The sequence below is a fragment of the Mycolicibacterium chubuense genome, from assembly GCF_001044255.1.
GTDB lineage: Bacteria > Actinomycetota > Actinomycetes > Mycobacteriales > Mycobacteriaceae > Mycobacterium > Mycobacterium chubuense.
In genome coordinates this window covers 1-11,740 of sequence record NZ_JYNX01000029.1, presented here as the reverse complement: position 1 = coordinate 11,740, position 11,740 = coordinate 1, and the positions used below count along the sequence as shown (strand labels likewise).

9 protein-coding genes and 1 pseudogene are annotated in these 11,740 nt (G+C 70.4%); 8 read left to right on the top strand and 2 right to left on the bottom strand.

Going from position 1 to position 11,740, the window contains the following annotated elements:
- Positions 1–38 precede the first annotated feature (38 nt).
- From MCHUDSM44219_RS07970 to MCHUDSM44219_RS07960, 4 genes and pseudogenes are all read left to right on the top strand, one after another.
- Entirely contained in the window at positions 39–740 is a 702-nt protein-coding gene (locus MCHUDSM44219_RS07970) for a TVP38/TMEM64 family protein (RefSeq protein WP_048417735.1), read from the top strand.
- Between the two features lie 78 nt (positions 741–818).
- Positions 819–1,240 (top strand): annotated as a pseudogene (locus MCHUDSM44219_RS30815) (AAA family ATPase); the annotation flags it as partial.
- A 23-nt stretch (positions 1,241–1,263) separates the two neighbouring features.
- The gene (locus MCHUDSM44219_RS31605) at positions 1,264–3,141 is read left to right on the top strand and encodes an ATP-dependent DNA helicase (RefSeq protein WP_413783589.1); all 1,878 of its coding nucleotides are present in this window, start codon (positions 1,264–1,266) and stop codon (positions 3,139–3,141) included.
- Between the two features lie 67 nt (positions 3,142–3,208).
- Entirely contained in the window at positions 3,209–4,231 is a 1,023-nt protein-coding gene (locus tag MCHUDSM44219_RS07960; RefSeq protein ID WP_109777635.1) for a threonine aldolase family protein, read from the top strand.
- A gap of 1 nt (position 4,232) precedes the next feature.
- Here MCHUDSM44219_RS07960 and MCHUDSM44219_RS07955 read toward each other — a convergent pair whose 3' ends face one another.
- Complete coding sequence (locus MCHUDSM44219_RS07955) at positions 4,233–5,120, bottom strand: Lrp/AsnC family transcriptional regulator (protein WP_172506319.1); 888 nt, start codon at positions 5,118–5,120, stop codon at positions 4,233–4,235.
- Positions 5,121–5,312: 192 nt separating this feature from the next.
- Between MCHUDSM44219_RS07955 and MCHUDSM44219_RS07950 the strand changes: the two genes are divergently transcribed.
- On the top strand, positions 5,313–6,860 hold the full coding sequence (locus MCHUDSM44219_RS07950; RefSeq protein WP_048417704.1) for a purine-cytosine permease family protein: 1,548 nt from the start codon (positions 5,313–5,315) through the stop codon (positions 6,858–6,860).
- A complete protein-coding gene (gene speB / locus MCHUDSM44219_RS07945; RefSeq protein ID WP_048417703.1) occupies positions 6,850–7,800 on the top strand; it encodes an agmatinase in 951 nt (316 codons plus the stop codon). The genes MCHUDSM44219_RS07950 and speB overlap by 11 nt, the downstream gene beginning before the upstream one ends.
- On the opposite strand, the gene MCHUDSM44219_RS07940 is transcribed toward speB, so the two are convergent.
- Positions 7,771–8,760, bottom strand: a complete 990-nt coding sequence (locus MCHUDSM44219_RS07940) for a GGDEF domain-containing protein (RefSeq protein WP_082162103.1) — start codon at positions 8,758–8,760, stop codon at positions 7,771–7,773. The genes speB and MCHUDSM44219_RS07940 overlap by 30 nt on opposite strands.
- A gap of 156 nt (positions 8,761–8,916) precedes the next feature.
- Between MCHUDSM44219_RS07940 and MCHUDSM44219_RS07935 the strand changes: the two genes are divergently transcribed.
- Positions 8,917–10,041, top strand: coding sequence for a baeRF11 domain-containing protein (locus tag MCHUDSM44219_RS07935; RefSeq protein ID WP_048417701.1), 1,125 nt, complete (start codon positions 8,917–8,919; stop codon positions 10,039–10,041).
- Between the two features lie 247 nt (positions 10,042–10,288).
- Positions 10,289–11,605 carry a DEAD/DEAH box helicase gene (locus MCHUDSM44219_RS07930; protein WP_048417700.1) on the top strand — a complete coding sequence of 439 codons (1,317 nt, stop codon included), beginning with the start codon at positions 10,289–10,291 and terminating at the stop codon, positions 11,603–11,605.
- Positions 11,606–11,740 lie beyond the last annotated feature (135 nt).

Sequence of the window (11,740 nt, the reverse complement as noted above, 5' to 3'; positions counted from 1 at the left end):
CTGCCAACTTAACGGGCTGCGGCAGGATGGCGTTCGGCATGGTTGACACCGAGGGCACTCCCGAGACGTCGCGGCGCCGCCACATCCTGCGGCTGGCGCTGTTCGCGGCGCTGCTCGCCGTGCTGTTCTACCTGACCGCCGTGCAGCGCGTGATCGACGTCGAGGCGGTGCGCGACGTCATCGAATCGGCGGGCCCGCTGGCCCCGCTGGCGTACGTGGCGGTGTCCTCGGTGCTCGGCGCGCTGCTGGTGCCCGGACCGCTGCTCGCCGGGGGCAGCGGGTTCCTGTTCGGCCCGGTGCTTGGCACGTTCGTGACCCTCGGCGCGACCGTCGGGTCGGCGGTGCTGACGAGTGTCGCGGGTCGGCGGGCCGGCCGCGACAGTGCGCGCGCGCTGCTCGGACCCGACCGCGCCGCGAAGATCGACGCGCTGATCCGCCGCGGCGGGCTGTGGGCGGTGGTCGGGCAGCGGTTCGTGCCGGGCATCAACGATGCGTTGGCCTCCTACGCGTTCGGCGCGTTCGGTGTGCCGGTGTGGCAGATGGCCGTCGGGGCGGTCATCGGTTCGGCGCCCAAGGCGTTCGCGTACACGGCGCTGGGCTCCACGCTGGGCTCGTTCTCGGCGCCGCTGCTGATCGCCGCGATCGCGGTGTGGTGCGTGACGGCGGTCGCGGGCGCGTTCGCCGCGCACCGCGGCTGGCGAGCGTGGCGCTCCAAGCCGCCGACCTCCCCCGCGGAATAGCATTCCGGGCTGCGAATCGACGCTCAGCACGACCATGGCTTCTCGTTGGGCGGGGTGCCGGCGCTACATTGGTGAGCCATGCCGGACATCGTCCTGACCGACGAGTTCCGCCACGCGCTCGACCTGCTCGGCGGCGGCGGTCACGTCTTCCTCACCGGTAAGGCGGGCACCGGCAAGTCGACGCTGATCCGCCGCTTCATGGCCGACACCGACCGCAGCGTCGTCGTGGTCGCGCCGACCGGCATCGCCGCGCTCAACGTCGACGGCTACACGATTCATCGCCTGTTCGGCTTCCGCACCACGACGACGCTCGAGGACATTCGCGGCGGCGACTACCGGCCCGGCCGCTTCACCAAGACGCTGGCCTCGCTGCAGACCCTGATCATCGACGAGGCGTCGATGGTGCGCGCCGACGTCTTCGACATGGTCGCCGCGGCGCTGGCCCGGTTCGGTCGAGCAGGTGGCCGCCACCGTGATGCCCAGCGTGGTCAAACTCCAGANATCGTGACCGAACGGCTTCTCGATGACCACGCGGCTCCAGCCGCCCTCTGACTTCTTCTCCGCCCGTTCCTTCCGCCGCGAGGACTTTCCGACCGTCTCGCTTACCACGGTGTTCCGCCAACTCGGCGACGACCGGATGACGGCCATTCTCAACGAGATTCGCGAGGGCGTGCTGCTGGGTCACGCGCAGGAGCAGCTCAACGCCCGCGCCGACAAAGACTTCGTCCCGCCTGAGGACGAGTTCTGGCTCACGCTCGCACCGACCAACCGCCTGGTGACCGCGCGCAACCGTCAGCAGCTCGAAAGGCTTTCCGGGGACGAATTCGTCCACCACGCCAAGGCTTCCGGTGATCTCAGCCTGTTCGACCCCCCGGTCGAGGAGACGCTGCGGTTCAAGGTCGGCGCGCAGGTGATGATGCTGAACAACGACCAGGGCGACCGCTGGGTCAACGGCAGCATCGGCCGTGTGGTCGGCGTCGGGTACGACCGCTACGGCGCCGTCGTCGACGTCGAGTTCCCGGACGGTTCGTGCGCCGACGTCGCACCGTTCAGCTGGGAGGCCACCCGGCCGGTGCTGACGGGCGGGTCGCTGAGCCGCGAGGTGATCGGCTCCTACACGCAGTTGCCGTTCAAGCTGGCGTGGGCGATCACCATTCACAAGAGCCAGGGCCAGACGCTGGAGCGCGTGGTGGTCGACCTGACCGGCGGCATGTTCTCCACCGGCCAGCTGTACGTCGCGCTGAGCCGCTGCACGTCGCTGGCCGGCCTGGTGCTGAAAAGACCTGTGCTGCCGAAGGATCTGAAGACCGACCGGCGCATCGCCCGGTTCCTGCGCGGGGCGGGCGACGGCTCCGGGGCGCGGCGGTTCTGCGCGTTCGGGATGCTGACGGTCGGCGACGAGGGCCGGATGTCGCGGCCGCGGCCGGTGGAGCTCGCGGTCGCGTTCGACGACGGCACCGCGGTGACCACGCTCATCAACCCGCAGCGCGATCTGGCCGACGCGCGCACCGCCTACGGCATCACCGTTTCCGATGTGCTGCTCGCGCCGACACTGCGCGAGGCGTGGGCGGTGATCGCGCCGATGCTCGCCGGGTTCACCCCGGTGGGCGCCGGGGTGGACGAGCAACTCGGCCTGCTCGACTTCGAGCTCAAGCGGCTGGGGTACGTCACCGCGATGCCGCTGGGCGTCGAGCTGCGCACGCGGGTCACGGGGCGCACCGCGCTCGAGCGGGCCCGCGCGGCGTTGCAGGCGCTGCGCGACACCGACGCCGCGGACGGGTCGACGGCGTTCGAGGAGCCCGACGCCGTGGAGGGGTCCGGACTGCTGGTCAGCCGGGACCCCACGGCGCCGACGCCCACGGCCGACCACCTGCCCGGGCTCTCGGCTCTGCTGCGGATCAGCCGCGACGTCGGCGCCGTGCTGCTCGGGGGCGCGCCGGTGCGTGACCTCGACGAGTCGGGGTGGGAGGCGGCCGCGCGTCAGTCGGTGGCCGACCAGTTGCGCGCCGCGGCGGCGCGGGTGCGGTTGACCGACGAGGTGGTGGCCCGGCTGCGGAAGGCGGAGTCCTTGCTCGGAGCCGATATCACCGGCGATATCGGATCTGCCGATCACGCTGCCGAAGACGCCCTCGCGCCGGGCGTGCGCGTCTGCTTCACCGGCATCGCGCAGGATACGGCCGGACGCATCGTGGACCGCGACGAAATGGAACGACTCGCGCTGGCGGCGGGGCTGGCGCCGGTGAAGACGGTGAGCAAGACCCGCTGCGATGTGCTGGTGACCGCCGAGGCGGGTACGCAGTCGGGCAAGGCACGCAAGGCCCACGAGTACGGCAAGCCGGTGTTGACCGCCGACGAGTTCTTCGCCTGGCTGGCCACCCGCCACGCCTTTCCCGCGGAATAGCATTCCTGGCTGCGAAAATCGCGCGATCGCAGCCCGGAATGCGCTTCCGCGGAAAGGGAGGGGCATCATGGCCAACGTGCCCGTCTCTGCCGCCTTCGCCTCCGACAACGCCGCACCCGCGCACCCGGCGGCGCTCGACGCCCTGGCCCGCGCCAACGACGGTCCGGCGCCCTCCTACGGCGACGACGCCGTCACCGCACAGGCCGCCGACGCGCTGCGCGAGGCGTTCGACTCTCCCGGCGCCGACGTGCTCTACGCGTTCACCGGCACCGCGGCCAACATCATCGCGCTCGCCTCGGCGGTGCAGCCGTGGCACGAGATCCTGTGCAGCGACGTCGCGCACGTGCTCCTCGACGAGGCCGGCGGCCCGGTCCGGCTCTCCGGCGCACAGCTGACCCGCCTGCCCAGCGTCGACGGCCTCATCGCAGTCGACGAACTCGACAGGCGGGTGGCCCGGCGCGGCCCGGTGCACCATTCCCAGCCGCGCATCGTCACCATCACCCAGTCCACCGAGAACGGCCGGGTGTGGCAGGCGCCGGACATCAAGGGCTTCGTCGACCACGCCCACGACCTCGGCCTGCTCGTCCATGTCGACGGTTCACGCGTGGCCAACGCCATTGCCGCCCAGCAGGTCTCGCCGATCGACGCGGTCGGCGACGCGGACGTCGTCACCGTGGGCGGCACCAAGAACGGCATGCTGTTCGGCGACGCGATCCTGGTCCGCCGGCCCGAACACTTCGACGGAATCGCGTTCGTGCAGAAGCAGATCGGCCACCTGGCCAGCAAGCACCGCTACGTCGCCGCGCAGTTCCTCGCGTTTCTCACCGACGATCTGTGGCTGCAGAACGCCGCGCACGCCAACGCGATGGCCCGCACGCTCGGTGACGGCCTCGAGCACCTCGGTTTCGCGCTGGCCTCTCCGGTCGAGGCCAACGAGGTGTTCGTTCGGCTGGATCCCGACGCGATCGACCGGCTGTCGCGGTCCTACACCGTGCACCAGCCCGACCTCGACGAGCCGGTGTGGCGCCTGGTGTGCTCGTGGGCGACGACGAGCGAGGACGTCGACGGCGCGCTCGCCGCGCTGCGATAGCTCAGGCCGGAAAACCCGACGCGTAGTTCTCCTTGACCACGTCGAGGTGCACCCAGCTGTCCACCGCGCCCACACCGTCGAATTCCCGCACCACGTCGAGGATCTCGACCAGCTGTGCGGAGGAGAACGCGCGGACGGTGACCAGGAGGTCGTAGCGGCCGAGGACGCGGGCGAGGAAGATCACCGCCGGCATCGACCGCAGCGCCGAGACGACGTCGTCGTGCGGGCCGGTCAGCCGGATGCCCAGACCCAGCGCACTCTGCTGGTCCTGGCCCGAGTGCCGCACCACCGCACCGACGCGCACCACGTTGTTCTCCACCAGCCGCACCACCCGCCGGCGCGCTCCCGCGGGTGAGAGTCCCACGGCCGCGGCCAGATCGACGTACGACGCGCGCCCGTCGTCCTGGAGCGCGCGCAGCAGCCGGCGGTCGACGTCGTCGACCGCGACACCGACCTCCCCGACGGGACCGATCACGTCGCGCACCACCTCGACGTAGCCGAGCGTGTCGACCCCCGCCACCCCGTCGAGGGCGCGCACCTCGCCGATCGCGCGGTCGATCTCAGTCATCGAGCCCCCGCGGATCTCGGCGACCACCCCGTACGGCCCGCTGGTCAACGACAGGAACGCGACGTCGCCCCGGCCGGCCAGTTCGCGGGCGATCGGCGCCGCGGGCCCGGCGACGGCGACGCTGACGTGGGCGAGCGCGCCGCGCCCGAGGACCGCGGGGTGGACGACGCCGCGCACCACCACCTGTCCGCTGCTGATCAGCCGGTGCACCCGGGTGGCCGCGGCCGAGCGGGACAGGCCGACGGCGGCGGCGATGTCCAGGTGGGTCAGCCGGCCGTCGTGTTCGAGCAGACCGATGATCGCACCGTCGACGTCGTCCAAGATTTTTCCGCCCTTCCTTCTCGACACATGGTGCACTCGCATGGCGACTGAGCGCCACCATAGACGGGAAGGTCGCGCTCTACCGGCAGATCGACATGAAGCCGCGCCTCTGGGCGATCGAAGCGATTGCGCTGCCTCCGCGCCGCCCCTACCGTTAGCTCCATCACATCCCCAGCGCGAGGATCCGACGCCATGACCTCTCCCGCCGCCACCACCGGCACCGGCATCGCCACCCCACCGAAGGCCACCGAGGTGGAGGTCCACGGCGTCGAACCCATCCCCGACGCCGAGCGGTCCGCGGGGCCCCTCGACCTGTTCCGGCTGATTTTCGGCGGCGCGAACACGATCGCCACCGTCGTGCTCGGCACGTTCCCGATCATCTTCGGCCTGTCGTTCCGCGACGCGCTGCTGGCGACGCTGGCCGGGCTGCTGCTGGGGGCGGCGATCCTCGCGCCGATGTCGCTGTTCGGCCCGCGCAACGGCACCAACAACGCGGTGTCGTCGTCGGCGCATCTGGGCGTCCACGGCCGCGTCGTCGGCTCGTTCCTCTCGCTGCTGACCGCGGTCGCGTTCTTCTCCATCTCGGTGTGGACGTCGGGCGACGTGCTCGTCGGCGGCGCGAACCGGGCCATGGGCCTGCCGGACAGCGACATCGCGGTCGGCGTGGCGTACGGCGTCTTCGCGCTGCTGGTGTTGGTGGTGTGCATCTACGGATTTCGGTTCATGTTGCTGGTCAACAAGATCGCGGTCATCGCGGCCACGCTGCTGTTCCTGGCGGGCATCGTCGCGTTCGGCGGCACCTTCGACGCCGGCTATCCGGGCACGTTGGTCGCCGGTGATCCGCTGTACTGGCCGTCGTTCGTCGGCGCCGCGCTGATCGTGATGTCGAACCCGGTGAGTTTCGGCGCCTTCCTGGGTGATTGGGCCCGCTACATCCCCCGCGAGACCCCGTCGTGGAAGCCGATGCTGGCTGCTTTCCTCGCGCAGATCGCGACGCTGGTGCCGTTCCTGTTCGGCTTGGTGACCGCCACGGTCGTCGCCACCACCGCACCGGGGTTCATCGACGACGGTGACTACGTCGGTGGGCTGCTCGAGGTCTCCCCCGGCTGGTACTTCGTGCCGGTCTGTCTCATCGCGCTGATCGGCGGGATGTCGACGGGCACCACCGCGCTGTACGGCACCGGGTTGGACTTCTCCAGCGTCTTCCCGCGGTTCAGTCGCGTCCAGGCCACCGTGTTCATCGGCACGCTTGCGATCGTGTTCATCTTCGTCGGACGCTTCGCCTTCAATGTGGTGCAGAGCATCTCGACGTTCGCGGTGCTGATCGTCACCTGTACCGCACCGTGGATGGTGGTGATGATGCTCGGCTGGTTCACCCGCCGCGGGTGGTACGACTCCGATGCGCTGCAGGTGTTCAACCGCCGTCAGCGCGGTGGCCGCTACTGGTTCGCCCACGGCTGGAACTGGCGCGGGCTCGGCGCCTGGCTGATCGCGGCCGCGCTGTCGATCTGCTTCGTCAACCTGCCCGGCCAGTTCGTCGGCCCGCTCGGCAACTTGGCGGCTGGCGTCGACCTCAGCATCCCGGTGGGCCTGGGCGTGGCCGCGATCCTGTATCCCGTTCTGCTGTGGGCTTTTCCGGAACCGGCCGACGTCTTCGGCCCGGCCGGTCCCCGCGCGGTGCCGGCCGGCCCCGCCGCCAACACTCCTATCGTCTCGGAGGAAGTAGAGCATGTCCTCTAAAAAAATCGGACCCGTCGACGCGTCGATCACACCCCGCTACGCAGGGCCCGCGACGTTCGCACGGCTGCCGCGCCTGGATCAGGTGACGCGCGCCGACGTCGTCGTCGCCGGCATCCCGTTCGATTCCGGGGTGTCCTACCGGCCCGGCGCGCGGTTCGGCCCCACCCATGTCCGGGAGTCGTCGCGGCTGCTGCGGCCCTACAACCCGGCCATGGACGTGTCGCCGTTCGAGCTCGTGCAGGTCGCCGACGCCGGCGACATCGCGGTGAACCCCTTCAACATCGACGAGGCGATCGAGACCATCGAGGGCGCCGCCGCCGATCTGACCGCCGACAACGCCAAGCTGGTGACGATCGGTGGCGACCACACCATCGCGCTGCCGCTGCTGCGGGCCGCCGCCGCCAAGCACGGCCCCGTCGCGCTCGTGCACTTCGACGCGCACCTGGACACGTGGGACACCTACTTCGGCGCCGCATACACACACGGCACCCCGTTCCGCCGGGCGGTCGAGGAGGGCATCGTCGACACCGAGGCCCTGTCCCATGTCGGCACCCGCGGCCCGCTGTACGGCAAGAAGGACCTCGAGGACGACCGGCGCTTCGGTTTCGGCATCGTCACGTCCTCCGACGTCTACTACCAGGGCGTGCGGGAGGTCGTCGACAAGCTGCGCACCCGGGTGGGGTCTCGGCCGGTGTACGTGTCGATCGACATCGACGTGCTCGACCCCGCGCACGCGCCGGGGACGGGGACGCCGGAGGCCGGCGGCATGACGAGCCGGGAGCTGCTCGAGATCCTGCGCGGATTCCGGGGACTGAACCTGGTGGGTGCCGATGTCGTCGAGGTGGCGCCGGCCTACGACCACGCCGAGATCACCGGCGTCGCCGCCGCGCACGTGGCCTACGACCTGGTGTCACTCCTCGCGCTGGGCGTCGACGGCTGATCCGTCGGATTGGGCCTTGCGTTCCCTTTTGACGCGGTAGAGGTCGCGGTCGGCACGGGCGATGAGCGCCTCGAGGGACCGCGCGTCGACAGGGTGGCCGACGGCGGTCCCCGCACTCACCTTCACCGGGCCGGCCGAAGCGAGGTCGCGAGCCAGGTCCACGGCCCGTGACGCGTCGTGGCCCATGAGGACGACGACGAATTCGTCGCCGCCCAGCCGCCCCACGACCGCCTGGTCGGGCAGCCGCGGTCCCCAATCCCGCACCAGGTGGGCCAGCGCCCGGTCGCCGGCGGCGTGGCCGGCGCGGTCGTTGAGACCCTTGAAGTCGTCGATGTCGAGGGCGATCACGGCCACCGGCTCCGATCGCCGGGCCGCGCGGGCCATCAACTCAGCCGCGTGCCGCTCCACGCCGGTGCGGTTCCACGCACCGGTCAGCGGGTCACGCAGCGCCGCCTCGTAGAGCGTGGCGTGCAGCACGCCGACGATCTCCGCCGAGGCCATGATGCACACCGTGAACATGCCGTACCACCCCCACGGCGCAGGTGCGGGCGCCACCGCCAGCCCCAGGCACGTCGCCGCGGCGATACCCGCCGCGGCCGCGCGGGCCGGCACCGGCCGGTGCCACGCCCGGATGTAGATCGCGCTGAACATCGCAGGGATCACCGCCCACACCTGCGCGGAGTCGTACACGTGGAAGGGCATCGCGGCAACGGGCGCGGCACACAGACACAGCAGCGCCAGCACATAGCGCGCGCCCCCCATCGGCGCCCGGACGGCGAGAGCCAGGCCGAGAAGGCACAGCACGGCAGAGATCCGTTCGCCGAATGCCGAAGCCAGGTCCCACGAGGACACCGCCACCGAGGCGTAGAGCGCCAGCAACACAGCCAGGTAGCCGAGCAGCATCCGTCGCTGCAAGCCCGCCGCGAAGCCCATGGGCAACCCCTTTCTGCGCACGGTCATCTTCGCAGCCGCCGGCCGATCCCGTGAGGTCTCTCTCAGTGACCGTCAATAGCGTTGTTCCACAGAGGTTTCCGTGGGAGTCGACCGTCAGCCACGGCGACCACTCGCCGCGCGTGCCTATGGTGGTGGGACGACCCCGACACAAAGGAGTGCGCGGTGACGCGATATCAACTGCCCGACACCACCGACCTGATCCGGCTCGGCGAGCCACACGAGCACGCGATCACGGTGTACGTCGAGACCTCACCGGGCCCCGATCTGCGGGAACACAGCCTGCTGCAGGCCAAGAGCGCGGTCGACCGTGCCCTGCGCACGGTCCGGGACCGCGGCGCCCGCCATAGCGCGGTCGGGCAGTTGCGTGACCGGTGGGCCGAGATCGCCGAATCCGACCTGTGGTTGCGATTGTCGCGGTCACTGGCCGTCTTCATCGCCGACGACTTTCACGAGGTCTACGTGCTGCCCAACGCCCTGCAGTCCCAATCGCAGGTGGGCGCGTATTTCGACATCGGCCAGCTGGTGCGGGCGGCGAGCTCGCGCCAGGAGGCGTTCGCGCTCACGCTGTCGGCGAACGGCTGGAATCTGCTCCGCGCGACGGCCACCACCCGCGCAGAGTCCCTGCCGCTGACCGGTGATCATCCCGTCGACGCGGCGGACGCGACGAACCGTGCGACGCTGCGCGACCGCGATCACGTAGGCAGACTCGTCGGCGACGAGGGGCGCAAGCTGCTGCTGGAGACCTACGCGAAACGGGTCGCCGACGCGGTGGAAAGTGAACTGGCCCTGCTGGATCCGTCGTCGACGGTGCCCCTGTTCCTGTTCGCGACGGATCCGCTGCTGGACATGTACCGCAGCCTGGACCACAAGCGCGAGATCGTCGCGGTGCCCGGCGCAGCGGATGCTCTGCGCCCGGATCAGATCGATACCGGTATCAGGCAAGGACTTTCGGCGCTCAACGCCCACCGCTCGAACGCACGCGTGGAGGAGATCGGCAACGGGGTGGCCCGCGGGCTGGTGGCCACCGACCTCGTCGACATCGGGCGTGCCGCGGTCGCCGGTGCGGTGTCGACGCTCGTGTACGACTTCACCGTCGACATGATGGGCCGGCTCAACGACGCCAATGGCCGCGTGACCTACGACGACGGCGGCTACGACCTGCTCTCCCGCATCGCGGTCATCGTGCTCGACAAAGGCGGGGAAGTGATCGCCGTGCGTCCGGAGGAGATCACCGCCGACATCTGGTCGGGGACGGCTCTGGCGGCGCTGCGATTCCCGCTGTCCTGAGCCGGTGCGGTAGGGTGGTGTCACGTCGGCCGTTTCTTTGCAGGCCGACGCGTCGTGAAACGCAAGTCATCGACCGTGGCGCCGGCTTCATCACCGCCTGGCCGCCCCGCCTGATGGCCCGTGGACCAACACAGCTCGTGTCACGGCGATCGAAGGTGCCCACCGGCACTCTCGCCACCCTGTGTTGAGGTACCGCGCGTGACACATCGCCGGCTCAGCACACTGATGCCTGGAAGGCACTCGACAGTTGAACAGCACCAAGACCTTCGCCGATCTCGGCGTGTCCCAACCCCTGATCGACGCGCTCACCGCGCGCGGGATCAGCTCACCCTTTCCCATCCAGCAGGAGACCCTGCCCGACACCCTGGCCGGCCGTGACGTGCTCGGCCGCGGCAAGACGGGCAGCGGAAAGACGCTGGCCTTCTCGATTCCGTTGGTCAGCCGGCTTGCCGGCCGCAAGCGCCGCCCGTCGCATCCGTCCGGTCTGATCCTGGCGCCGACCCGCGAGCTGGCGACCCAGATCTCGGCGGCACTCGCGCCGCTGGCCACTGTGAACAACCTCACGGTGACCACGATTTTCGGCGGTGTCTCACAGCACCGGCAGGTGCAGGCACTGCGCGCGGGCGCTGACATCGTCGTCGCCTGCCCGGGCCGGCTCGAGGACCTGATGAAGCAGAAGCTGGTCAGCCTCGACAACGTGGCCGTCACCGTCATCGACGAGGCCGACCACATGGCCGATCTGGGCTTCCTGCCCGGCGTCACCCGGATCCTGGCCGCCACCCCGGCCGATGGCCAGCGGCTGCTGTTCTCCGCGACGCTGGACAACGGTGTCGACAAGCTGGTCAAGCGTTTCCTGCGCAACGAGGTGCTGCACTCGGTGGACAGCCCGGAGTCGCACGTCCCCGCGATGACCCACCACGTCTTCCACGTGGCAGGCCCGCAGGACAAGAAGGATCTGGTGCACCGGCTCGCGTCGGGCACCGGTCGGCGAATCCTGTTCATGCGCACCAAGCATCACGCCCGCAAGATGGCCAAGCAGCTCACCGAGGCCGGTATCCCGTCGGTGGACCTGCACGGCAACCTCTCTCAGCCCGCCCGCGACCGCAACCTGGCCGCGTTCAGCTCCGGCCAGGTCCGGGTGCTGGTCGCCACGGACATCGCCGCGCGCGGGGTGCACGTCGACGACATCGAACTCGTCGTGCACATCGACCCGCCCGCCGAGCACAAGGCGTACCTGCATCGGTCCGGCCGCACGGCACGGGCCGGGAGCGCCGGCGACGTGGTGACCGTGGTCCTGCCCGAACAGCGCAGGGAGACACAGGCTCTGCTGCGCCGGGCCGGCATCCAGGTGGCCCCGCAGCAGGTGACCGCGAACTCTGACGCGGTGAGCAAGGTCGCCGGTGAGGTGGCGCCGTACCGGGCCCCCGAGGCTCGCGTCGCCACCGCCCCGGCAGCACGGCCTTCGACACCGCGCCGGTCGGCCGGTGCGGCCGGTTCGTCCGGTTCCTCGCGGCGACGGTCGCGGCGCCCCGCGAGTGCCGGCGGACGGTCGCAACAGCGCTGAGCGCTGGCCTCGCGGTGCGGGTGTGCGGTTTCATCCGCGACACGCCGGGCGGTTTCAAGGGGTCGATGCAACACCCCGTGTGATTGAGGAGTGTTGCGATGGGTCGCGTGCCGTTGCGGTCGCGGATGCCGGCGT